We start from the raw sequence: 22679 nt of genomic DNA on the forward strand, positions 1-22679 counted from the left end.
TTAATGGAGAGCGGTTTGGTGGGTGAAGCCCCTCTCGAACTGGATAGGGCTGGTGTAGCCCAGCGCCGAGTGACGGCGGCGGGGATTGTAGAAGCCATCGATGTAATGGGCCAGCGCGACGGTGGCCTCGGCTCGCGTCTGGAACGCGGTGCGCCAGACCAACTCGCTCTTCAGCGTCTTGAAGAACGTCTCGACCATCGCATTGTCGAAGCAATTTCCCTTGCCAGACATCGAAATCACGATGCCATGTCCTCGTAGTTCTGCCTGATACTCGTTCGAACAGTACTGACTGCCGCGGTCGGAATGATGGAGCAAATCTGATCCGGGCTGCCGGACAACGAGGGCTCGTCGCAGCGCGGTCAGCGCGAGTTGCTTGTGAAGGCGGTCGCCCGCCGCCCAGCCGACGACCCGTCGAGAGTACAGGTCGAGGACCACCGCCAGGTACAGCCAACCCTCCCGCGTCCAGATGTAGGAGATGTCGCTTCCCCACTTGCGATCGGGCCCGGCCGCCGTGAAGTCTTGGTCGAGGTGGTTGGGCGCGATCGGGAAGGCGTGGCCGCTGTCCGTCGTGCGCCGGAAGCGCCGCGGCTGGCGAGCCTTGAGCCCGTTCTCCCGCATCAGCCGGGCCACGCGTCTTCGGCCTGCCGCCAAACCCTGCTCACGCAACTCGTGGGTCATGCGTGGGCTGCCGTACGTCTCGTGCGAGAGCGTGAAGGCGGATCGGACATGGGCGAGTAGCACGAGGTCCTCGCGCTGCCGCGTCGAGGCCGGACGGTTCTTCCAGGCGAAATAGCCGCTCGGACTGACATCGAGGACCTTGCACAGGCGCGCGACCGGGAAGTCCTTCTTCGCCGCGTCGACGAGGCGAAACCTCATCGACTTCCCTCCTTGGCGAAAAAAGCCGTGGCCCGCTTCAGGATCTCCCGCTCCTGGCGCAGCACCTCGTTCTCGCGCCGCAGGCGCTTGAGCTCGGCGGCCATGTCCTCCTGCCGATCGGCCGGCGGGTTGTCCATCTCCCGCTCACGCCGGCCGTCGATCCAGTTGCGCAGCGTCGAGAGCCCGACGCCGAGATCGGCGGCCACCTCGCGGCGGGACCGCCCGCTCGTCTGCGCTAATCGCACCGCCTCAGCACGAAACTCGGGGGTAAAGGTCTGCTTCCGGTCTGCCATCGGAACCCTCCTCCTTCAGGAAAAGAGCTCTCCACTTTTGCGGAGCAAGTCCATGCAGACCTTCAAGCCTGCGAGCCCAGAACTCCGCTTGGTAGGAAGAAGCGGACCTATGAGCGGCGGCCACGACATCAGCAGCTACGGGCACATTAGCGACCGACGGGTAGCAGGCATGTCAGTGCGGTTCACTACATGGTGGAAGGCTATGGGTCCGGCTCTCGACGCGCACCGGCCTCGCAACCGACCTCCACCGTTGCACCTTCCGCTGCGCGCGCCAGTCGAGTTCGATAATTCCATCGAGGGACACGACCGGCGCGCGGAACGCGCGATTAATCAGCGAGTACGTTCCCGCTGAACATGCCACCGCGGAAGACCGGTGCGCCCTGATCGGTCACGAAGAGGACGAGGTCGGCGTCGGAGCCGGCCAGCACCCTCCCGCCGTCCCCCTTGAGGTACGCCGTATCACCCGCCCGCAGCGTCAAGCCGCCGACCTCGACGTCGCCGCCGAAGACGTGGAGCAGGCGAACCGCATCGGGCGCCGGAAGCGGCGGCAGGGACAACGCTGCCCCGGCCGCAACATGCGCGTCGGAGACCCATGCCTGGGCTCGGACCTCCAGCGGCGCGCCCTCGGGCCCCGCGATGAGGCGCCACTTGCCGTGGCTCAACACCTCCCCGAAGTCGTGGAACTGGACCTTGGGTCCGAGGTCGGCCGCCCGCGGCCGCAGGAAGATCTGCAGTGCCTCGACCGGGCCGTGGTCCAGCATGCGCTCCTCGTGCTGGAAGGTGTGGCCGGCGTTCATCATCATGAGCCGCGTCGCCGTGATCTCCTCCGCGTTGCCGACCGTGTCCCGGTGAAGCATCCGCCCGGCCCGGACGTAGGTCAGGATCTCGTCGTCGCGGTGCGGGTGCATCCCGATGACGTGCCCGGGCGCCACGGTGGCGCGGTCGATCCGCCCGATGGCTCCCAGGCCGCTGTCCGAGCCTCCGAGGCTCAGCCCAGGGTGGATGATCTCGACGGCGAAGCCGCGGGCCGGATCGCCCTTCCGGTCGCCGCGCTTGAGCTTGGTCGCGTTCATGGTCGTCTTCGCCTCTCGGTAGGCCGCCTTCGCCGAGGAACGTAGCGTCGTCGTGTGAGGGACGGTATCGTCCAATCCGGGCAAGCTCCGTCCCGGGAAGCGGAACGCAATGGACGTGGACGACCTGAGGACCTTCGTGGAAGTCGCCGACGCGGGAGGGGTCTCGGCCGCCTCACGCCGCCTCAACTTGGCGAAGTCGATTGTCAGCCGGCGGCTTCTGCGGCTGGAGGCCGAGCTCGGAACACAACTCCTCGCCCGTACCACCCGGGGCGCGGCCCTGACCGAGGCGGGCACGACGTTCCGGGAACATGCGGCACGGATCTGCACGGAGGTAGACGCCGCGCTGGAGGCGGTTGCGGTTGGCGGCGAGCTCCGCGGCCTCCTGCGGGTTGCCGTACCCTCCACGTTCGGCCCGACGCACTTCGCGCCGGCCATCGCGGAGCTGACCCGTCGCCATCCCCAACTGCAGATCAACTGCCGCTACAGCGACCGCTACGTGGATCTCGTCACGGAAGGCTTCGATTGCGGCATCCGGGTCGGGTACCTGCCGGATTCGAACTTGGTCGCGCGCCGCATCGGGTCCTTCTCCGTGCGGCTGTTCGCGAGCCCGGACTATGTCGCCACGCACGGCGCCCCCGAGACGCCCGAGGACGTGCCCCGCCATCCCGCCGTGATGATCGCGACGGAAACCTGGACGTTCAGCGCCGGGGGCAAGCCGTACCCGGTCCGCCCGACGGGTCGCTTCAAGGCCGACAGCGCCATCGCCATCGCGGAGGCCACAGCCGCGGGTGCGGGTATCGCCGCCCTGCCCGATGTCATCGCGGAACCCTACGTCGCGGCCGGGACCCTGATACCGGTCATGCCGCGCTATGCGCTTCCCTCCATCGGGATGTTCGTCGTGCGCCCACCGGGGCAGCACTCCTCGCGCAAGGTTCAGGCGCTCACCGACCTGCTGATCGAGCGGTTCGGCCGGTAAGGCCCCCTTGCAGCGACAGGTGCCGCCCTGGCAAGCGTTCCGGCGGCGTTCCGGTTTCAGGGACGCAGAGTGCCGGAAGTGGCGGCTAGTGGCCCTTCTCATGGAACGGCATCTTCATCGTGCCGGGTGGCTCCGAAGCGGGACCATCCCCACCGAAGGAGAGCACCATGTCCTACGAGAGATTGACCGCAGAGAACGCCGCCGTCCTGTTCGTCGACCACCAGACCGGTCTCGCCAACGGCGTGCAGACCCAGACGCCCGCGGACTTCCTGAACAACGTGAAGGCGCTCGTCACCATCGCCCAGATCTATAAGCTGCCGGCCATCGTCACCACCAGCGCGGCCGACGGCCCGAACGGGCCGGTCTTGCCGGTCGTCGCCCAGGGCCTGCCCGACGCGACCGTCGTGCACCGGCCGGGCGAGATCAACGCCTTCGATAACGCCGACTTCGCCGCCGCCGTGAAGGCGACGGGCCGGAAGAAGCTCCTGATCGCCGGCATCTCGACGGAGGTTTGCGTGGCCTTCGCCGCACTCGCGGCCCGCGAGGCGGGCTACGACGTCTACGCGGTGCTGGATGCATCGGGCACCTGGAGCAAGCTCGTCGAGGAAGCGGCCGTCGCCCGCATGGTGCAGGCAGGCGTCGTGCCGATCACCTGGGTCGCGGTCGGCGCCGAGCTTCTCGGCCATTGGCAATCGGCCACCGGCGAGGCGCACGCCAGGCTGATGGGCGACCACCTGCCCTTCGCCGGCAACATCTACGCGAGCTTCCTGGCCGCCAAAGGTCAGGCGTGACCCGTTTCGAGGGACCCGGCCGTGCATCCCGCACCGGCCGGGCCCGTCAGAATGGATTGTTCCGCTCGCGACAACAATGAACTGCGGAGGTCGAGCATTCTCCCGACCCCCTGATCGCGTCACCTTGCCAATGTGGTTCGGGCTTCACCCGGACAGAAAGCAGGGAACGCGGTCATGAAGCTCTACCACCACCCCCTCTCGGGCCACGCGCATCGGGCGCGGCTGTTCCTCTCGTTGCTCGGCGTGCCGCACGAGGCGATCGAGGTCGACCTCAAGGCAGGCGCCCACAAGCGGCCCGAGTTCCTTGCCCTCAATCCGTTCGGCCAGGTGCCGGTCCTCGACGACGACGGAACCGTCGTCTCCGACTCGAACGCCATCCTCGTCTACGTGGCGCGCAAGCTGGGGCGGACCGATTGGCTGCCGGAGGATGCCGAGGGTGAGGCCGCCGTGCAGCGTTGGCTGTCGGTGGCGGCCGGCGAACTGGCCTACGGCCCGGCCGCCGCGCGCCTCGTCACCGTTTTCGGTGCCAATTTCCGGCCCGAGGAGGTGATCGGCCGGGCGCACACGCTGCTCGGTCGCCTGGAGGCCCATCTCACCGGGCGTGATTGGCTGGTCGGCGAGCGCCCCACCATCGCGGACGTCGCGCTCTACAGCTACCTGGCGCGCGCGCCGGAAGGCAACGTCGACCTGTCCGGCTACCCTACCGTCAACGCGTACCTTCGCCGGATCGAGGCCCTGCCGGGCTTCGTCCCGTTCGTCCAGACGCCGGCAGGCCTCACCGCCGCCGCGTGACCTCGCGGGTACGGGCGCACCTCTTGGTGCGCCCGACCGGAATGGATGGGAGAGCACCATGAGCGATGGTACGACGATGACGAAGCTCTCGACCTGGCACCCGGGCGAGACGGCCATCCAGCAGCAGGTTGGCGTCGCCGAGCGCATGGAGGACGTGGGTCGCCGCGTGGTGCGGGACTTCATGCCCGACCAGCACCGCGCCTTCTACGAGCAGATCCCCTTCATCGTGGCCGGCACCGTCGACCCGCAGGGCGACGCCTGGGCGACCCTGATCGCGGGGGCTCCCGGCTTCATCGGCTCCCCCAGCCCGACGGCCCTGGAAATCGCGGCCCGCCCCGACCCGAGCGACCCGGCGAGCGCGGGCCTGCGCGACGGCGACGCGCTCGGCCTCCTCGGGATCGAGCTTCACACCCGCCGACGCAACCGCGTGAACGGCCTCATCCGCGCTGCGGCGGACGGCATCCTGCACGTCGCCGTTGACCAGAGCTTCGGCAACTGCCCGCAGTACATCCAGCTGCGCGATCTCACCTTCGTCCACGACCCGCAGCTGCCCTTCTCGGGCTCCGTCGAAGAGAGCGCCGTGCTCGACGCCGATGCGCGCGCCATGATCGAGGCCGCCGACACCTTCTTCGTCGCCTCCTACGCCGAGCGCGACGACCGACGCCAGGTCGACGTCTCCCACCGGGGCGGCAAGGCCGGCTTCGTCCGAGTCGCAGCCGACGGCACGCTCACGGTCCCCGACTTCGCCGGCAACCTGTTCTTCGCGACGCTCGGCAACATCCTCCTGAACGGCAAGGCCGGCCTGGTCTTCGCAGACTTCGAGACGGGCGACCTCCTGCAGATGACCGGCGACGCCGAGGTCATCCTGTCCTCGCCCGAGATCGCGGCCTTCCAGGGTGCCGAGCGGCTCTGGACCTTCCAGCCGCGCCGCGTCGTGCGGCGGCGGGGCGCGCTGCCCCTGCGCTGGACCTTCCGGAAGGACGGCTGGTCGCCGAACTCCCTGATGACCGGCGACTGGCGCGAGGCCGGCGACCGGCTCCGTGCCGCCGACCTCGCGACGCGCTGGCGCCCGCTCACGGTCACCAAGATCGTGGACGAGAGCCGCACGATCCGCTCCTTCCACCTATTGCCGGCCGACGGTGCCGGGCTGATCCCGCACCAGGCCGGGCAGCACCTACCCATCCGCCTGACCCTTCCCGGCGCGGACAAACCGATCATCCGCACCTACACCCTCTCGGTTGCGCCCTCGGACGCGATGTACCGCATCAGCGTCAAGCGCGACGGGATGGTGTCGCGCCACCTGCACGACACGCTTCGGGTCGGCGACGTGGTCGAGGCGCGGGCACCGGCCGGCGGCTTCGTCATCGATGCCCACGCCAGGCGGCCGGCCGTGCTGCTCGCCGGCGGCATCGGCATCACACCGCTCCTCGCGATGCTGCGCCACGTCGTCTACGAGGGCCTGCGCACCCGGGGCATCCGGCCGACAACCCTGGTCCAGGCGGCCCGCTCCAAGGACGAGCGTCCCTTCGACCGGGAGGTGGCGGAGCTTGCGGACGCGGCCCATGGCGCGGTCCGAGTGGTGCGGGTGCTGAGCGCGCCCGGGGATGCCGTGGAGGGCGTCGACTACGACGTCGCTGGCAGGATCGACATGGCGCTGCTCGCCCGCGTGCTGCCGTTCGGCGATTACGACTTCTACCTCTGCGGTCCGGCGGCCTTCACGCAGGCGCTCTACGACGGGCTGCGGGGCCTGAACGTCTCCGACGACCGTATCCACGCCGAGACCTTCGGTCCCTCGTCCCTGGTCCGGAGCATGCCGGCGGATGCCGGGGCGGCCGCGCTGCCGCCGGCGTCGACGGAGCCGGTTCCGGTCGCCTTCCTGAACTCGTCGAAGGAGGCGCGCTGGACGCCGGACGCCGGAACGCTGCTCGAACTCGCCGAGGCCCGCGGCCTCAGCCCGGAATTCAGCTGCCGTACCGGGACCTGCGGCACCTGTCGGACGAAGCTCCTGAAAGGTGCGGTCACCTACGCGAAGGCGCCCACCGCGCCTCACGCGGCCGATGAGGTGCTGATCTGCTCGGCCACCCCGGCCGCGGGTACTGACCCCGTGCACCTCGCCCTCTGACCGGCGGCGATGGCCGAGGGTCACGTCCCGCCGGCCTGCCGACCGACCTCCCAACACGCGTCCACCCCGAAACCCCGAGGAGAAGCCGATGTCCCGTCCCCCGCTGCCGCCGTTCACCGAGGAGAGCGCCGTCGAAAAGGTCCGCCTCGCCGAGGACGGCTGGAACAGCCGCGATCCGGCCAAGGTCGCCCTGGCCTACACGACCGACACCCGCTGGCGGAACAGGGCAGAGTTCGTCACGAACCGGGAGGAGGCCCAGGCCTTCCTCACCCGCAAGTGGAACCGCGAACTCGACTACCGCCTGATCAAGGAGCTCTGGGCCTTCACCGGCAACCGCATCGCGGTGCGTTACGCCTACGAGTACCGCGACGACAGCGGCCAGTGGTTCCGGGCCTACGGCAACGAGAACTGGGAGTTCGCCGAGGACGGGCTGATGCGGGCCCGCCACGCCAGCATCAACGAACACCCGATCAGCGAGGCCGAGCGCCGGTTCCGCTGGCCGCTGGGGCGCCGGCCCGACGATCATCCGGGTCTCAACCACTTCGGCTTCTGAACCGACCTTCGAAGCGTGGGAATGCGGCCATGTCTTCCTTCACCCTGGACGGGCGCGTGCGCCTGTCCGTCACGCTCGCCCTGGCCGACGACGGCCGCGACCCGCCCGTTTCTCCAGGGCGGGAAGCGGAGGCCCGCGGGCTCGGGCTGTGCGGCGCCGAGGTCGACGCCGCGCGTCGCGGCCGGAGCTTCGACGCGCGCACGTCGCGGGCGCTGGTCCTGGCCCTGGCGGCGGCCTCCCGGGACGGCGAGTGCCTTCACGAGGCGCGTGCGCGGGCGGTGTGGTCAGGCATCCCCGCCGAGGTCTGCCGCGAGATCGAGAGCCTCGCCGTAGAGCTCGCTGGCGCCGGAGCGGCGCCGGACCCCGAACCCACTGTCGCCCGCGAAGGCTAGACGGCCAGGCCCGGCATGCCGTTCACCATGGCGCGACGGCTTGGCGGCGCTCCTGCTCGAACAGCTGTATTCGTCAAGGCCAGGATGGCCGGGCCGCTGGGGACGGGGGAGCAGGGACATGGACCGCTGGCAGGCCATGCGGATCTTCGCGAAGGTCGCGGAGACGGCGAGCTTCGCGGAGACCGCGCGCCTGATGCACATGAGCCCGCCGGCCGTGACGCGGGCCGTCGCCGCGTTGGAAGAGACCATCGGCGCCCGGCTGTTCGTGCGCACTACCCGTTCTGTGAAGCTGACCGAGGCGGGGGGGCGCTACTACGAGGATTGCCGGCGCATCCTGGCCGACATCGTCGAGGCCGAGGCCGCCGCCGCCGGTTCCTACGCGACGCCGTCCGGCACGCTCGCGGTGACGGCATCTGTCCTGTTCGGCCACATGCACGTGCTGCCCATCGTGACCAATTACCTCGACGCCTACCCGACCATGGCGGCACGGACGCTGTTCGTCGACCGGCAGGTGAACATCGTCGAGGAAGGCATCGACGTCGCCGTGCGCATCGGCCACCTCTCGGATTCCGGCTTCACGGCCGCGCGGGTCGGGTCGGTGCGCCGCGTCGTCTGCGGCTCGCCGGCTTACTTCGAGCGGCACGGCGTCCCGCAGACACCGCAGGACCTGAGGGACCACCGCGTCGCCATGTCCACGGGCGCCTGGGCCTCGACGGAGTGGCGGTTCGCGCAGGATCAGCGCGTGACGGTCCATCCCGCCTTGATGAGCAACACGAACGAGGCCGGCATCGCCGCGGCGCTCGCGGGCTGGGGCCTGACCCGGGTGCTGCACTACCAGATCGGCTCCGCCTTGCTGGAAGGCCGCCTGCAGGTCGTGCTCGCCGACTACGAGGAGGAGCCGCTGCCCATCCATGTGGTCTACCCCGAGGGGCGGCAGGCGCCGGCCAAGGTAAGGACCTTCGTCGACCTGGCCGTAGCGCGGCTGCGGGCCAACCGCCTGCTCAACTGAGCGGGCGCAAGGTCGATGCGAGGCGTCGGTCGGGGTCAGTTCGACCTAGCCGAGGTTAAAGGCACCAAGCGGTCCTATCTATTCCGCAGGCGACAACAATGCCTTCCACACGAAGCCGATTAACGCCTGCAAGCTGAAGACCGATGATGTCTCCATGAGGCGGCGAGCTCCTCGACGCCCCCACGAAAGGAGACACCGATGAAACACGTTCTGCTTGCCCTGATGCTCACGACGGCCGGCATCGTCCTTCCCCCTCATGCCAAGGCGGAGCAGGCCCCGGTCGCCGCCCAGACACCGGCGACGGTCCACTACCGTTCCGCGACGGTCGACGGCGTGAAGGTCTTCTATCGCGAGGCCGGCCCGGCCGACGGCCCGGTCGTGCTGCTCCTGCACGGCTTCCCGACCTCCTCGCACATGTTCCGCAACCTGATCCCGACGCTCGCGGACCGCTACCGCGTCATCGCGCCCGACTACCCCGGCTTCGGCCAGAGCGACGCGCCTGACCACACCCAGTTCGCCTACACCTTCGGCCACTACGCCGACCTGGTGGACGGCCTGCTCGGCCAACTCGGCGCCACCTCCTACGCGATGTACGTGATGGATTACGGCGCGCCGGTCGGCTACCGCCTCGCCCTCAAGCACCCCGACCGGGTGACCGGCCTGATCGTCCAGAACGGCAACGCCTACGACGAGGGGTTGCGCGAGTTCTGGGATCCGATCAAGGCGTACTGGGCCGACGGCTCGGCCAAGAGCCGCGAGGCGCTGTCGGGTCTCGTGACCCTCCCCACGACGATCTTCCAGTACACGGACGGCGTGCGGGACGTCTCCAGGATCAGCCCGGACAACTGGGTCCACGACCAAGCCCTGCTCGACCGGCTCGGCAACAAGGATGTCCAGCTCGACCTGTTCTACGACTACCGGACGAACGTGCCGCTCTACCCGCAATTCCAGGCATTCTTCCGCGAGCGCAAGCCGCCGACGCTGATCGTCTGGGGCAAGAACGACAAGATCTTCCCCGAGGAAGGGGCGCACCCCTACCTGAGGGACCTGCCGGACGCGGAGCTGCACATCCTCGACACTGGCCACTTCGCGCTGGAGGACAAGCTGGACGAGATGGCGCCCCTCATCCGCGGCTTCCTCGACAAGCAGGTGGCGAAGCGCTGACCCTTTCGACGGGCCTGGCTGGCAGGCGCGACGCGGACCGCGCCCCTTACATGGGGGTGCGGTCCTTGGCATTCCCGCCGCGTTTCGGTGACCGTGAGAGCGGGGCATCTGCGGGGGAGACCTGGCGTCAAGGTTGGAAGTCGGTCGAGAGGCTGAGCTCGCGCCACGCACGCAACTCGGCCAGCCGCGCCTCGTCGCCCGCCTCGGCCCGCGCGTAGGCGTCGCTACCCAGCACCAGACGCAGCGGTGGGGCCTTCGCCGAGACCACGGTCATCATCGCCCGGGCGGCGCGCTCTGGGTCGCCGGGCTGTTTGCCGTCGTAGGCCCGCTGCATGGCGGCGACCTGGCCGACGGTCTCGGCGTAAGCCGGACTGCCTTCCGCGATGCGCGTCGACGATCCCGCGAAGTCCGTCCGGAAGCCGCCGGGCTCCACGATGGTGACGTGCACGCCGAAGGGCTTCATCTCGATGGCGAGAACCTCGGAGAACCCCTCCACGCCGAACTTCGCGGCCGAGTACGGGCCGCGACCGGTCGCGCCGGTTCGCCCCCCGATGGAGGAGACCTGCAGAAAGTGGCCACGGCGCTGCGTCCGAAAGAGGGGAATGGCCGCCTTGGTCACGTTGACGACCCCGAACAGGTTCGTCTCGACCTGCGCCCGGAACGAGGCGAGGTCGGTGTCCTCGATGGGCGCGACGTCGCCGTACCCGGCGTTGTTGACGACGACGTCGACGCGTCCGAACCGCTCTACGGCAGCCTCGACTACCCGACGCGCCGCCTCCTCGTCGGTGACGTCGAGGGGCAACGCGAGCACGCGCTCGCCGCCGGCCTCGACGAGGTCCACGAGCGCGGCAGGGTCGCGCGCCGTCGCGCAGAGCCGCTCGCCCGCCGCGACGACGGCCTGGGCCAAGGCCCGGCCGAGGCCACGTGACGAGCCCGTGACGAACCAGGTCCTATCCATCTTCACCACCGCTTCTTCATGTTTCGAAGACGCCGAGATCGGTGGCTGAGCGGCTGCCCTCAAGCATCGCGTCGCGAACCTCTCCATTGCCGAGAGAGGAATAAAGATCGGGGCCGTCGTCCATTATCATCCTTGTCGAGAAGCGGTGGGCGCAGCGCCCGCCCGACAACATCCCGACCTCACAGGAGAACGGTCATGACCACGGTCTCTATCGTCGCCAGCCCACGCCTCCACCTCGCGCAGCGCATTAGGGAAGTCGCCGCGAACACGCCGGCCGCCTACTTCGGCATCGTCCTGGGGCTATCCGGCCTGGGCGGGGCCTGGCGCGCGGCCGCGCTCGCCTGGCACCTGCCCACGGTCGTCGGGGAGGCGGTCTACGTACTCGCCGGCGCAGTCTGGGCCGTGCTCGTCGTCCTCTATGCCCTCAAGGCCCTCCTCGCCCCGGACAAGCTGGCGGTCGAGGCGGCCCATGCGGTCCAGTGCTGCTTCATCGGCCTCGCCGGCGTGGCGACCATGCTCGTCGCGAGCGGGCTCATCCCTTACTCGGCCGGAGCCGCAACCGTCCTGTTCGGCCTCGGCTTCCTGTTCACGCTCGGCTTCGCGGTCTGGCGGACGGGCGGCCTCTGGCAAGGCGGCCGGGACCACGGCACCACCACCGCGGTGCTGTACCTGCCGACCGTGGCCGGAAGCTTCGTCTCGGCGACCGGGGCGTCGGCCCTGGGCTACCAGGATTGGGGTCAGCTCGCCTTCGGCGCCGGCCTGTTCTCCTGGCTTGCGATGGAATCGGTTCTGCTCCACCGACTGCTGACCGGGCCTGAGAAGCCCGTCGCGTTGCGCCCGACCCTGGGCATCCAGCTGGCGCCCGCGCCGGTGGGGGCGGTGGCCTACCTCTCGGTCGGGGGCGGAGCGCCGGACCTCTTCGCGCATGCCCTGATCGGCTATGGTCTGCTCCAGGTTCTGGTTCTGGCCCGGCTCTCGCCGTGGATCGCGAAGGCCGGCGCTGTCCCCGGGCTCTGGGCCTTCAGCTTCGGCGCGACTGCCATGGCAATGGCCCCGGTTCGCCTGGTAGACCATGGCGATGCCGGAGCGGTCGCCGTCCTCGCCCCGGTGCTTTTCCTGGCAGCGAACGGCCTCGTCGTCGGCCTTACCATCCTGACCGTGGCTTTACTGCTCCAGGGCAAGATGTTTGCTGCACCGACGGCAGCCAGCCAAGCACGGACGTGACCGCGCCCCCGGTCATCCCGCCAAGTAACCCGACGACTGCTTTCGAAGGGTTGTTGAGTGCCTTGCTGTTGGACCAGCCACCGATCACGGTGGAGCGTTCTTGTTCGTGTTGCTTCGGCAGCGGTTCGTTGCCGAGGACGTTATGGTGGTCGGAGCAACCATTCCATCTCAACAACAGCTGTTGGCCTCCAAGCGGCTATTCCAATGTCTTCGGTCGGAGGTCAGCTGATGGCGCAACTGAGACCTAGAAGCTGAGCTCCTACAGCGTCCGCTTTGGAGAATCCGCCAGACTCGGCTGAGCGGCTGAAATGGGCGCAAATCTGCCAGGGTAGGAGCGGAGCCAGCGTCCGCTTACGGGATCCACACAAACGCGCGTGAGCGACCGGGTTGGGTCGATAGGGGGCCGTCCGCTTTTCTCGCGGACCTTCACGGAAGGCCAACCCGAAGCTCGGCCTGCTGTTCATCGACTTCGAGACGCCGCACCGCCTGCGCCTCCACGGCACGGCGCGGATCGCCCGCGACGCGAGGGACCTGGAACGTCATCCTGGCGCCGAGCTGGTGCTCAAGATCGATATCGCCGAGGTGTTCGTGAACTGCCCGCGCTACATCCACCGTTACCGTCGGGAGGCTGCGTCAGGCTTCGTGCCGGGGCGGGCACGAGCGGGCGAGGTCCCGGCCTGGAAGAGGATCGATCTGTTCGCGGATGTTCTGCCCGACCGCGATCGGCGAGCGATCGACCTGCGCGACACCGGGACAATGACCCTGGCCGATTACCGCCTGCTGTTGGAGCGTGGGGAAACCTGACCCCGCACGGCCGCGGCTGGCTGTCAGGCCGGAACGTCTCGACCGTCTGCGACGGGTCGCCAACCCATCCTCTCGATCGGTCCCGTCCGGAGCCGGCCGGTCAGCCCTGACCCATCGATGACCCCATCGACCCGCAGGATGCGCGATCTGCTGGATCGGCCTCCGATAAGGCGTGAGGCGCCCACGGCCTGACCAAGTTTCCGGTTCGCGGCCTCGTCACTGGCGGCGCTCCGAGAGAGCCACCGCCCGTCACGCCACGACCCGGGTCTCAACTGCACGGCAGCGGCGACGGGCGAAAGATCCGAGCCTCACCACGCCTGCTCGAGGACGAAGCGTCCGTGATCCTGCTCGCGCCGGGATGGCTCCTGATCGTTCCGACGATCATCGATGCTGACGATCACGGTCCCCCGGCGATCTTTGCCAATCCAGAGCTTCCCCGAGGGGCCTCGGAAGCCCGCATAACCGTTCGCACAAGAGACGGTCCCTGCACTCTCCGTACACAGCTGGGCTACGGCGGCCGGTCCCGCCGCGAACAGCGCGGGGGCGAAGGCGACGGCGGACCCCGCAGAGAGCAACACGGAGGCGAGGCCAATGGCGGATGTGACGCGCATAGCCGCAGATTATGCAGCCTGTGGTTGAGTCTCAAGACAACTACGCAACCTGACCCCGGAGCTTCCCAGGACATCGAACGGCTTGGTAAATATCGGTCGGCTGTCGGGTCGATCGAGGGACCGGCACCCGGCGGCCGCGATCGCTGTACCACGCCGGATTTCCCGAGACAGTTTGGTTCAGCTTGCGAGCCGCGACACGGCTCGGTGCGGCCTGGACGTCGGCCCGATCGAGCCAGGCAGATGGCGACCGCGGCCATCCCCGAGATTACGGAAGATCGGGGCGCCTGCGGAACGAAGTCGTCCGCTCCGATGCCCCTGCAGCTCGGAAACGGAACGGCAGAGATTCACCCGTCGGAGACGCTCGTGCGGGCGGTTTGCGGCGGCCGATGCTGGCGGACGCCGGGTGATCGGCACGGAAGGCCGGCTGCCGGAAGAGAGGACGGACGCCTCGCGACCCAACCCAGCCATTCCGGCCTGTTCAGCGGCATCCCCGAACCGGACATTCGGATGCAAGCAGCGGTGTCACCGTCTCATATGCCGAGTGCAGTTCACGACGAGAAATGCGGACTTGATCGCGGTGGAGACGGATCGTCGCCGGGCACACTCGATCGGGCGAACAATCCGTCGCGAGCGTCAAATGTTACAAATTTCGACTGATCGTTGAATATGTAATTGTCATGGCAGGCCACTGCGAATGATCAGACCTCCATCATTCCGCACTAGAATTGGCGAATGCATCGATCAAGACGGAACGCTGTCGATGAACCACCCGGAGAAAGACGGCATCGTCCTCTAAGGCTCGCGCCAGCACGATCGCGCCCTGTATCCCCGAAACCGCCTCCTCAGCGAGCTGCGAGGCTTGCGGTTCGTGAACGCCGCCGGCTCTCAGGCACCGGGCCAGAGCCGATATCCAGCGCGCGAAGTAGCTCCTTATCCGCTCCGCGAAAACGGCTCCGGAGGCATTCAGGCCAATGCAGCCGACGAGACAGACTCTCCTGCCGGATCGGAAGTATTCCGTCACATCGTCGATCATGGACGTGACGGCCGCTGTCGGATCGCGCGCATGCTCCAACGTCGAGAAGATGACCTTCTCGAACCAAGCGTCTATGTCGGCGAGAACCGCCTCCATCATCTCTTCCTTCCCGCCGGGAAAGAAGTTGTAGAGGCTGCCCTTGCCGAGGCCAGTCGCCTTCGACAGCACCGACAGGCTCGCGCCCTCGAACCCGTGCTCGCGGAACGCTTCCGCGAGTGCCGGCACGGCACCGGCACGTTCGGTGAGGACGCGCTTCGTGCTCAAAGGCCCAGGTCACTCAGCGAGGGGTGATCGTCGGGTCTGCGCCCGAGCGGCCAACGGAACTTCCGTTCCGCCTCGGTGATCGGCATCTCGTTGATGCTGGCATGCCTGTGCGCCATCAATCCGTCTTCGGCGAACTCCCAGTTCTCATTGCCGTAGGCGCGGAACCAGTGCCCGCCGTCGTCGCGATACTCGTAGGCATAGCGCACCGCGATACGGTTGCCGGTGAAGGCCCACAACTGCTTGATCAGTCTGTATTCGTGCTCCTTGTTCCACTTCCGAGTGAGGAAAGCTTGCGCCTCCTCGCGATTGGTCGCGAACTCGACGCGGTTCCGCCAGCGCGTGTCGGGCGTATAGGCCTGCGCGACCTTGGCCGCATCGCGCGTGTTCCAGCCATCTTCGGCAAGACGCACCTTCTGGATCGCGGATTCCTCGGTGAACGGGGGAAGCGGGGGTCGGGACATCGGGATCACCTCTCAGGACCATGTTGTACCGTTCGGTACAACATGGTCGCCGATAGATCAAGCGCCCTGAAAGCCCTCCGGCTCTCGGTCGGGAAATCTGCAAGCGGCGAAGGGCATCTTTTCCGGAGTGCCGTTCCCGAAGCGGACCCGCGGAAGCCCACCCGACCCCGTCGGTCACCTGCGGCTGCGCGGCTCGCGTCAGCGGAGGGATGTCCCGCCGCGCCCCTGGCAAGGACGAGCACCCTCAGGGCACCGGGATGCCGCGCCGGACGGGACCGGCCTCCGGCTGGCCGGCCGCCGCGGAACCGAAGACCCGCGCGATCAGGACGTAGAAGAGCGGCGTGACGAAGACGGCGAGCACCGTCGCGGTGACCATGCCGCCGAGAACGCCCGTGCCGATGGCCCGCTGGCTGTTCATGCTGGCCCCCGTCGCGACGGCGAGCGGCACGACGCCGAGGATGAAGGCGAACGAGGTCATGACGATGGGCCGGAAGCGCAGCTCGCACGCCTCCAGCGCCGCCTCCCGGACGGGCACGCCCCTGGCCACGAAGTCCTTGGCCACCTCGATGATCAGGATGGCGTTCTTCGCGGTCAGGCCGATCACCGTGATCAGGCCGACCTTGAAGTAGACGTCGTTCGGCATGTCCCGCATCAGCATCGCGAAGACCGCGCCGACCACGCCGGTCGGCACCACGAGCAGCACGGCGAGCGGGATCGACCAGCTCTCGTAGAACGCGGCGAGGCAGAGGAAGACGCAGAACAGCGCCAGCGCCAGCAGATAGACCGCCTGGGAGCCCGACAGCTTCTCCTGCAGCGATTGCCCGGTCCAGGCGAAGTCGAAGCCCGGCGGCAACTGCCCCGCCAGGCGCTCCATCTCGGCCATGGCGTCGCCGCTGGCGTAGCCGGGGGCGGCGCTGCCGGAGATCTTGATGCTCGGGTAGCCGTTGAAGCCCACGACCTGCGACGGGCCCATCGTCCATTGCACCCGGGCGAAGGACTGGAACGGCACCATCTGCCCCTTGGCGTTGCGGACGTTCAGGTCGAGCAGATCCTCCGCCTTCATGCGCCGGGCCGCCTCGGCCTGGACGATCACCCGCTGCATCCGCGCCTGGTTCGGGAAGTCGTTGACGTAGGCCGAACCCAGGCTCGTGGAGAGGGCGTCGTTGATGTCGGCGAAGGTGACACCCAGCGCGCTGGCCTTCTGCCGGTCGAGGACGAGCTCGATCTGCGGCGCGGTCGGCAGGCCCTCGACGTAGACGCCCTGCAGGATCGGGCTCTGGGACGCCGCCTTGACGAGCTGGTCGCGCGCGGCCGCCAGCGCCGCGTGGCCCTGCTGCGCCTTGTCCTGGAGGCGGAAGGCGAAGCCGCTCGAATTGCCGAGCGAGTCGATGGCCGGCGGCGAGAGCGACATGGCGATGGCGTCGGGCAGGCCGCCGAGGGCGGCGTTGGCGCGGGTCGTGATGGCGTCGGCGCTGTCCTGCGGCCCGCGCTCGCCCCAGGGCTTCAGCCCGACGAAGTTGATGGCCGCGTTCTGCCCCTGGCCCGAGAAGCCGAACCCGAGGAGCAGCGTCTGGCTGTCGATGCCGGGCTCCTTGGCGAAGTGCTCCTCAATGCGCTTGGCCACGTCGAGCGTGCGGCCGGTGGCGGATTCCGGCGGGGTCTGCGCGTCGACGATGACGTAGCCCTGGTCCTCGATGGGCAGGAAGCTCGACGGCATGCGCCAGTAGCCCCAGCCGAGCGCGGCCACGAGGAGGCCGTACACCAGGAGCGCCCGAACGGGCCGGCGCAGCAGGCCCGCCACGCCGGACCGGTAGGCCCCCGTGCCGGCGTGGAAACGGCGGTTGAACCAGCCGAAGAAGCCGCCCTTGGCATGATGGTGGCCCTTCTCGACCGGCTTCAGCAGCGTGGCGCAGAGCGCGGGCGTCAGCGAGAGGGCCAGGAAAGCCGAGAAGGCGATCGAGGTCGCCATGCTGACGGCGAACTGCCGGTAGATCACCCCGACCGAGCCGGGGAAGAAGGCGAGCGGCACGAACACCGCGACCAGCACCGAGGTGATGCCGACGATGGCGCCGGTGATCTGGCCCATCGCCTTGGCGGTGGCCTCCCTCGGCGGGAGCCCCTCCTCGCCCATGATGCGCTCGACGTTCTCGACCACCACGATGGCGTCGTCGACGAGGATGCCGATGGCCAGCACCATGCCGAACATGGTCAGCACGTTGATCGAGAAGCCGGCGAGCAACAGCGCGCCGCAGGTGCCGAGCAGCGCCACCGGCACCACGATGGTCGGGATGAGGGTGTATCGGACGTTCTGCAGGAACAGGAACATCACCGCGAAGACGAGGGCCATCGCCTCGGCGAGCGTCATCAGCACCTTCCGGATCGACACCTCGACGAAGGGCGTGGTGTCGTAGGGCACCGTCACCCGGATGTTGGCGGGCAGCGTGCGCTGGAGCTGGGCGAGCTTCGCCTTGACGCCGCCGGCGGCCGCGAGCGCGTTCGCGCCCGGGGCGAGCTGGATGCCGATGCCGGCGGCCGGGCGCCCGTCGAGGCGGGTCTGCATCGTGTAGGACTGGCCGCCGAGCTCGACCTCGGCCACGTCGCGCAGGCGCACGAGCGACCCGTCGGGGTTGGCGCGCAGCACGATCTCGGCGAACTCGGCGGGCGTGGTCAGCTGCCCCTTCACCAGCACGTTCGCGGCGATGCGCTGGCCCTCGGCCGCGGGCTGCGCGCCGACGGTCCCTGAAGCGACCTGCGCGTTCTGCGCACCCACCGCGGCCGTGACGTCGCCCGGCGTCATCCCGAACCCGACGAGCTTGACCGGGTCGATCCAGATGCGCAGCGCCTTCTCGGACGAGAACAGGGTGGCCCGGCCGACGCCCGGCACCCGCCGCAACTCGCCGAGGAGACGGCGGGCGGCGATGTCGCCGAGGTCGGTCTCGCTCAAGGAGCCGTCCTTCGAGGAGACGGTGACGAACTGCAGGAAGCTGGTGCTGGCCTCCTCGACGATGACGCCCTGCTGCGTGACCGCCCGGGGCAGGCGCGCCTCGATGCGCTTGATCCGGTTCTGCACCGCCACCGTCGCCTTCGACGGGTCCGAGCCCGGCGCGAAGGACGCCATGATCTGCGCCATGCCGGACGTGTCGCTGGTGCTCTCGAAGTACATCAGCCCGGGGATGCCGTTCAGCTCCTCCTCGATGATGCGCGTGACCCCGTCGTAGAGCCGCTCGGGCGGAGAACCGGGATAGGTCGCGCTCACCTGGATCGTGACGGGCGCCACGTCCGGGTATTGCGACACCGGCAGGAACGCGAGGGAGATCGCCCCCACCAGCACGATGAAGATAGAGATCGCCCAGGCGAAGATCGGGCGCGCGATGAAGAAGCGGGTCATGGTGCGGTCCCGGCGCGGTCAGGGCTTCGCGGAGGCGGAGGACGTCCGGGGGCCCTGCCAGGGCGCCGGGTTCACCGCCATGCCGGGCTGTATCCGCTGGAAACCCTCGACCACGACGGTCTCGCCGGCCTTGAGCCCGTCCTCGACGATCCAGCCCGCATCCGTCAGCGCCCCCGCCCGCACGGGGCGCAGCGCGACAATCCTGTCCTCCCCGACCACGAAGACCTGCGCGACGCCGGCGCTCGACCGCTGGATGGCCTGGGCCGGGACGACGACCGCGCCCGGCAAAATTCCCTGCGCGAGGCGGATACGGACATAGGTGCCCGGCAGCAGGACGACCTTCGGGTTCGGGAACGTGGCCCTGAGCGACACCTGCCCGGTGCCTGGGTCGACGCTCACATCCGTGAACAGCAGACGCCCGGCATCGGCGTGGAGCGCGCCGTCGGGCAGGACGAGGCGGACCGCCGTCTCCTCCTTGCCCGTGGCCCGCTCGGCCAGCCGGCCCGGATCGGCCGCGGGGGCGTTGAAATCGGCGAAGATCGGATCGACCTGCTGGATCAGCGCGAGCTTGGTCGCCTCGCCCTGGCCCACGAGGGCGCCCTCCGTGACGAGGGCCCGGCCGATGCGGCCGGCGATGGGCGCGCGCACGGTCGCGTAGTCGAGGTCGATCCGGGCGCGGGCGAGCTGCGCCTTCGCGCTCGCGACGTCGGCCTCGGCTTGGCGCAGGGCGGCGATCGTGAGGTCGTGCTGGGCGGTGCTGGCCGCCTGACGCTCCAGAAGGGTCTCGGTGCGCTCGGATTGCTTCAGCGCCTGCACCCGCGTGGCCTCGGCCCGGTCGAGGGCCGCGGACTTGGCATCGACCTCGGCCCGGTAGACGGCGGGGTCGATGCGGAAGAGGACATCGCCCTTCCGGACGAGGCTGCCTTCCTCGAAAGCGCGCTCCTGGATGATGCCGGCGACCTGGGCCCGGACCTCGGCGACCCGCGTGGAGGTGAGGCGACCCGGCAGGTCGAGGGTGCGGGGCACCGTCCCGGGCTCGGCCCGAGCGGTCGAGACGTCGGGCGGCGAGCCCGCCGATCCGGGACCGCCCGGTGCCTGACCGTCCGCCCCGGGCTTGCAGCCCTGCAGGGCGAGCGCCGCGACGAGGCCGAGAGCGGCGAGGGTCGGCGACCGCCGGGCCGGTGCGTGTGAAGGCATGGAGATCCGTCCTGGAATCGTGGTCGTCAGGCCGCCTTGCGCACGAGGCGCGCGTAGGCGCCTCCGCGGGCGAGCAGGGCTTCGTGCGTGCCGCATTCGACCACGCGCCCCCGATCGAGCACGACGATCTGGTCGGCCCGGCGGACGGTCGAGAGGCGGTGGGCGACGGTGATGGTCGTGCGGGGCTTGCCCGGACGGGCAAGGGCCTCGACCATCGCCCGCTCCGTCGCCGTGTCGAGGGCGCTCGTCGCCTCGTCGAGCAGCAGCACGCGCGGGTCGCGCAGGATGGTCCGTGCCAGCGAGAGGCGCTGCCGCTCGCCGCCCGAGAAGCGGTGCCCGCGCTCGCCCACCAGCGTGTCGTACCCGTCCGGCAGGGCGGCGACCATGTCGTGCAACTGGGCCGTCCGGGCCGCCGCGACCATCTCCGCGACCGTCGCATCCGGCCGGGCGAAGAGCAGGTTCTCGGCCACGCTGGCATGGAGGAGGAACGGGTCCTGCGTCACGACCCCGAGCACCTCGGAGAGGGAGGCGAGACTCAGGTCGCGCACGTCGACGCCGTCGTAGAGCACGGCGCCGCCATCGACGTCGTAGAGCCGGGCCAGGAGATGGCCGAGGGTGGACTTGCCCGAGCCGGTCGCGCCGACGATGGCGGTGTGCGACCCGGCGGGGATATCGAGCGTGACGCCGGCGATCGTCGCGGGGCCGGCTCGGTCGTAGGAGAACGTCACGCCGTCGAGGCGCACGTGGCCGGCGACCTCGGCGGGGTCGAGGGTGACGGGGTCGGGCCGCTCGGTGATGCCGACCGGCTTGTCGAGGTACTCGAAGATGCGCGCGAACAGGGCCCGCGTCTTCCGGGCCTCGACGCCCGTGCGCAGGACCTCCTCGAGCGGGAACAGCATCTGCTCCTGCAGCGCGATCATCGCGACGAGAGTGCCGATGGTCATGGTCGTCCCGGCGCCCGCCATCCAGCCGCCGAGGAACAGGGTCAGGGCCGGCAGGGCTTGCAGCACGAGGTCGATGACCGACCACTGCCACTGCCCGGCCGTGTTGGACCGGACCTCCAGGTTCGCCACCGCGCGCGAGGCCCGCGCGAAGCGCTCCGCGAGATGGGGGACGCGGCCCATCGTGCGGGCGAGGACGATGCCGGAGACCGAGAGGGATTCCTGCACCGCGGACGTCATCTCGGCGATGCGTTCCTGCTGCGCGTAGGTTGTCTCCTCGCGCAGCCGGCCGACGCGGACACTGATCCAAGTCGCCGGCGGCAGGACCAGGAACGAGAACAGGGCGAGCCGCCATTCCAGCAGCAGCATGGCCGCGGCGGTCATCACCACCGCGCTGGCGTTGCGCGTGGCCTCACCCGCCGTGTGGGTGACCAGCGCCTGGAGGGCGCCGATGTCGCTCGCGATGCGGGACTGGATGTCGCCGGAGCGGGTCGCCGTGAAGAACCCGAGCGGAAGCGACTGCAGGTGCGCGTACACGCGGACCCGGAGGTCGTGCATGAGGGCCTGCCCGACCTTCGCGGTGACGAGGGCCTGCAGCACGCCGATGCCCGCCCCGAGCGCGGCGAGGCCCACCATGCCGGCGGCGAGCCGGCCGAGCAGTCCGAGGTCGGCGCGCGGCAGCGCGACGTCGACGATCTCGCGGAGCAGGAACGGGGCGGCGAGCCCCACGGCGGAGGCGAGCGCGATCAGCCCGATGACGAGCGCGATCCGGCTCGCGTAGGGGCGGAACAGGGTGAGGATCCGGGCGACGGAGACGTGCCGCGCGGCCAGGTCGCCGTATTCCGCGGCATCGCCCGGCCCGTCCGCGCCGCGGGCGGGGGCGAACCCATCCATCGAGGTCGATCCCATGGCTCAGTCCCGGTCGCCGCCCGGGTGCGCGGACGGTTCAGCCAATGTCATCGCGACGAGGCGGTCGCGGAGCGCGTCGAGGGCAGGGACCGGGTCGCTCGGCTTCTCGCGCACGAGGTAGGCGAGCCACGCGCCGTCGGCGGCGAGCCGGACGAACTCGAGGTCGGCACTCCCGTCGGTGTCGCGGTGGCGGTGCAGGCGTTCCGCGAACCAGGCCGACACCATGCGGCGCAGGGGCGGCTCGGCGAGGATCGAGATGTGGAGAGCGGCCCACTGGCTGCCCTCGGTCATCATCGGGTCGTGCAGCGTGATGTCGACGTAGGCGCGGGTGTACCGGCCGTACGGCCGGGGATCCTTCGCCATCGCCGCGTCGATCTCCGCGTCGAGCTGCGCGATCAGGTCGGCGACGACGCCCTCGACCAGGGCCTGCTTGCTCGGGAAGTGGTGGAACAGGGCCCCTTTGGTCACCCCGGCGGCGTGGCAGACCGCCTGCACGGTGACGGCGGACAGGCCCTGTTCCAGGGCGAGCTTGGCTGCGCAATCGAGCAGCGCGCGCCGGACGAGCTCGGGCCGCTTCTTGCGATGATAGGCGGTCGCCATGGCCCCTTCCCAGGAGTGACGGGAATCGTCCCCGCATCGAAGATACCTACCGTGCGGTATCTTTCAAGTGCCGTGATCGGATGACGTGTCCGAGACGCCGGCGCGCAGGTGCGCAGCTCCCCGCCGGCTTCGGCTTACCGGAGGGCGTCGGCCTGTTCCGACCGGGCACGAGAGCAGGCCGGTGCAGATCCGAGCCGGCAACCACGGCGAAGGCGACCCGGGTCGGGCGGCCGGACAAGGCCGAACGC

Annotated in this window: 19 protein-coding genes and 1 pseudogene; 11 read left to right on the forward strand and 9 right to left on the reverse strand. The window is 69.4% G+C overall.

Annotated elements, in window-relative coordinates; genetic code table 11:
* Nucleotides 1-1169 (reverse strand): IS3 family transposase gene (locus tag C4T42_RS27915; RefSeq protein WP_103984744.1). Its coding sequence is split into 2 segments (ribosomal slippage): nucleotides 1-902 and nucleotides 902-1169, totalling 1170 coding nucleotides; the frame shifts between segments, so codons are not numbered across the junction.
* Between the two features lie 326 nt (nucleotides 1170-1495).
* Nucleotides 1496-2242 carry a pirin family protein gene (locus tag C4T42_RS27920; RefSeq protein ID WP_029357889.1) on the reverse strand — a complete coding sequence of 249 codons (747 nt, stop codon included), beginning with the start codon at nucleotides 2240-2242 and terminating at the stop codon, nucleotides 1496-1498.
* Nucleotides 2243-2351: 109 nt separating this feature from the next.
* Here C4T42_RS27920 and C4T42_RS27925 point away from each other — a divergent pair, with 109 nt between their 5' ends.
* The 8 genes from C4T42_RS27925 to C4T42_RS27960 all read left to right on the forward strand — a co-directional run bounded on the left by C4T42_RS27925 (nucleotide 2352) and on the right by C4T42_RS27960 (nucleotide 10041).
* Nucleotides 2352-3218 (forward strand): LysR family transcriptional regulator, encoded by an 867-nt coding sequence (locus tag C4T42_RS27925; protein WP_029357887.1) that lies wholly within the window; start codon nucleotides 2352-2354, stop codon nucleotides 3216-3218.
* Between the two features lie 167 nt (nucleotides 3219-3385).
* On the forward strand, nucleotides 3386-4009 hold the full coding sequence (locus C4T42_RS27930; protein WP_012321606.1) for an isochorismatase family protein: 624 nt from the start codon (nucleotides 3386-3388) through the stop codon (nucleotides 4007-4009).
* Between the two features lie 174 nt (nucleotides 4010-4183).
* Nucleotides 4184-4801, forward strand: coding sequence for a glutathione S-transferase (locus tag C4T42_RS27935; protein WP_063110925.1), 618 nt, complete (start codon nucleotides 4184-4186; stop codon nucleotides 4799-4801).
* A gap of 58 nt (nucleotides 4802-4859) precedes the next feature.
* Nucleotides 4860-6923: a pyridoxamine 5'-phosphate oxidase family protein gene (locus C4T42_RS27940; RefSeq protein WP_029357883.1), complete on the forward strand. Its 2064-nt coding sequence runs from the start codon at nucleotides 4860-4862 to the stop codon at nucleotides 6921-6923.
* Between the two features lie 88 nt (nucleotides 6924-7011).
* On the forward strand, nucleotides 7012-7476 hold the full coding sequence (locus C4T42_RS27945) for a DUF1348 family protein (protein WP_029357881.1): 465 nt from the start codon (nucleotides 7012-7014) through the stop codon (nucleotides 7474-7476).
* A gap of 29 nt (nucleotides 7477-7505) precedes the next feature.
* A complete protein-coding gene (locus tag C4T42_RS27950; protein WP_051252211.1) occupies nucleotides 7506-7868 on the forward strand; it encodes a hypothetical protein in 363 nt (120 codons plus the stop codon).
* A 118-nt stretch (nucleotides 7869-7986) separates the two neighbouring features.
* A complete protein-coding gene (locus C4T42_RS27955; RefSeq protein ID WP_029357877.1) occupies nucleotides 7987-8877 on the forward strand; it encodes a LysR family transcriptional regulator in 891 nt (296 codons plus the stop codon).
* 198 nt (nucleotides 8878-9075) lie between these two features.
* Nucleotides 9076-10041, forward strand: a complete 966-nt coding sequence (locus tag C4T42_RS27960; RefSeq protein WP_103986276.1) for an alpha/beta hydrolase — start codon at nucleotides 9076-9078, stop codon at nucleotides 10039-10041.
* A gap of 127 nt (nucleotides 10042-10168) precedes the next feature.
* On the opposite strand, the gene C4T42_RS27965 is transcribed toward C4T42_RS27960, so the two are convergent.
* Nucleotides 10169-10999 (reverse strand): oxidoreductase, encoded by an 831-nt coding sequence (locus C4T42_RS27965; protein ID WP_029357874.1) that lies wholly within the window; start codon nucleotides 10997-10999, stop codon nucleotides 10169-10171.
* Nucleotides 11000-11194: 195 nt separating this feature from the next.
* Between C4T42_RS27965 and tehA the strand changes: the two genes are divergently transcribed.
* From tehA to C4T42_RS27975, 3 genes and pseudogenes are all read left to right on the forward strand, one after another.
* Nucleotides 11195-12223, forward strand: coding sequence for a dicarboxylate transporter/tellurite-resistance protein TehA (gene tehA / locus C4T42_RS27970; protein WP_029357873.1), 1029 nt, complete (start codon nucleotides 11195-11197; stop codon nucleotides 12221-12223).
* Between the two features lie 444 nt (nucleotides 12224-12667).
* Nucleotides 12668-12733: pseudogene (locus tag C4T42_RS32810) on the forward strand (pyridoxamine 5'-phosphate oxidase family protein); the annotation flags it as partial.
* A gap of 48 nt (nucleotides 12734-12781) precedes the next feature.
* Nucleotides 12782-13027: a hypothetical protein gene (locus C4T42_RS27975; RefSeq protein ID WP_244603297.1), complete on the forward strand. Its 246-nt coding sequence runs from the start codon at nucleotides 12782-12784 to the stop codon at nucleotides 13025-13027.
* A gap of 1320 nt (nucleotides 13028-14347) precedes the next feature.
* Here the strand turns inward: C4T42_RS27975 and C4T42_RS27985 are convergent.
* From C4T42_RS27985 to C4T42_RS28010, 6 genes are all read right to left on the reverse strand, one after another.
* Nucleotides 14348-14935 carry a TetR/AcrR family transcriptional regulator gene (locus C4T42_RS27985; RefSeq protein WP_020095775.1) on the reverse strand — a complete coding sequence of 196 codons (588 nt, stop codon included), beginning with the start codon at nucleotides 14933-14935 and terminating at the stop codon, nucleotides 14348-14350.
* A complete protein-coding gene (locus C4T42_RS27990) occupies nucleotides 14932-15396 on the reverse strand; it encodes a DUF1348 family protein (RefSeq protein WP_020095776.1) in 465 nt (154 codons plus the stop codon). The genes C4T42_RS27985 and C4T42_RS27990 overlap by 4 nt, the downstream gene beginning before the upstream one ends.
* A 244-nt stretch (nucleotides 15397-15640) precedes the next feature.
* Nucleotides 15641-18784 (reverse strand): efflux RND transporter permease subunit, encoded by a 3144-nt coding sequence (locus C4T42_RS27995; RefSeq protein WP_103986277.1) that lies wholly within the window; start codon nucleotides 18782-18784, stop codon nucleotides 15641-15643.
* A gap of 18 nt (nucleotides 18785-18802) precedes the next feature.
* Nucleotides 18803-19981 carry an efflux RND transporter periplasmic adaptor subunit gene (locus C4T42_RS28000; RefSeq protein WP_100253675.1) on the reverse strand — a complete coding sequence of 393 codons (1179 nt, stop codon included), beginning with the start codon at nucleotides 19979-19981 and terminating at the stop codon, nucleotides 18803-18805.
* Nucleotides 19982-20007: 26 nt separating this feature from the next.
* Nucleotides 20008-21816, reverse strand: a complete 1809-nt coding sequence (locus tag C4T42_RS28005; protein ID WP_103986278.1) for an ABC transporter ATP-binding protein — start codon at nucleotides 21814-21816, stop codon at nucleotides 20008-20010.
* A gap of 18 nt (nucleotides 21817-21834) precedes the next feature.
* Complete coding sequence (locus C4T42_RS28010; protein ID WP_020095780.1) at nucleotides 21835-22431, reverse strand: TetR/AcrR family transcriptional regulator; 597 nt, start codon at nucleotides 22429-22431, stop codon at nucleotides 21835-21837.
* Nucleotides 22432-22679: the final 248 nt, after the last annotated feature.

The sequence above is a fragment of the Methylobacterium sp. 190mf genome (assembly GCF_900107945.1).
Lineage (GTDB): Bacteria > Pseudomonadota > Alphaproteobacteria > Rhizobiales > Beijerinckiaceae > Methylobacterium.

Bases quoted from the DNA above. Each gene is read 5' to 3' on its own strand.
- C4T42_RS28010 (WP_020095780.1), bottom strand. From the start codon at position 22,431: ATGGCGACCGCCTATCATCGCAAGAAGCGGCCCGAGCTCGTCCGGCGC.
- C4T42_RS28000 (WP_100253675.1), bottom strand. From the start codon at position 19,981: ATGCCTTCACACGCACCGGCCCGGCGGTCGCCGACCCTCGCCGCTCTC.
- C4T42_RS27950 (WP_051252211.1), top strand. From the start codon at position 7,506: ATGTCTTCCTTCACCCTGGACGGGCGCGTGCGCCTGTCCGTCACGCTC.
- C4T42_RS27925 (WP_029357887.1), top strand. From the start codon at position 2,352: ATGGACGTGGACGACCTGAGGACCTTCGTGGAAGTCGCCGACGCGGGA.
- tehA (WP_029357873.1), top strand. From the start codon at position 11,195: ATGACCACGGTCTCTATCGTCGCCAGCCCACGCCTCCACCTCGCGCAG.
- C4T42_RS28005 (WP_103986278.1), bottom strand. From the start codon at position 21,816: ATGGATGGGTTCGCCCCCGCCCGCGGCGCGGACGGGCCGGGCGATGCC.
- C4T42_RS27920 (WP_029357889.1), bottom strand. From the start codon at position 2,242: ATGAACGCGACCAAGCTCAAGCGCGGCGACCGGAAGGGCGATCCGGCC.
- C4T42_RS27945 (WP_029357881.1), top strand. From the start codon at position 7,012: ATGTCCCGTCCCCCGCTGCCGCCGTTCACCGAGGAGAGCGCCGTCGAA.
- C4T42_RS27995 (WP_103986277.1), bottom strand. From the start codon at position 18,784: ATGACCCGCTTCTTCATCGCGCGCCCGATCTTCGCCTGGGCGATCTCT.
- C4T42_RS27965 (WP_029357874.1), bottom strand. From the start codon at position 10,999: ATGGATAGGACCTGGTTCGTCACGGGCTCGTCACGTGGCCTCGGCCGG.
- C4T42_RS27940 (WP_029357883.1), top strand. From the start codon at position 4,860: ATGAGCGATGGTACGACGATGACGAAGCTCTCGACCTGGCACCCGGGC.
- C4T42_RS27990 (WP_020095776.1), bottom strand. From the start codon at position 15,396: ATGTCCCGACCCCCGCTTCCCCCGTTCACCGAGGAATCCGCGATCCAG.
- C4T42_RS27935 (WP_063110925.1), top strand. From the start codon at position 4,184: ATGAAGCTCTACCACCACCCCCTCTCGGGCCACGCGCATCGGGCGCGG.
- C4T42_RS27930 (WP_012321606.1), top strand. From the start codon at position 3,386: ATGTCCTACGAGAGATTGACCGCAGAGAACGCCGCCGTCCTGTTCGTC.
- C4T42_RS27955 (WP_029357877.1), top strand. From the start codon at position 7,987: ATGGACCGCTGGCAGGCCATGCGGATCTTCGCGAAGGTCGCGGAGACG.
- C4T42_RS27960 (WP_103986276.1), top strand. From the start codon at position 9,076: ATGAAACACGTTCTGCTTGCCCTGATGCTCACGACGGCCGGCATCGTC.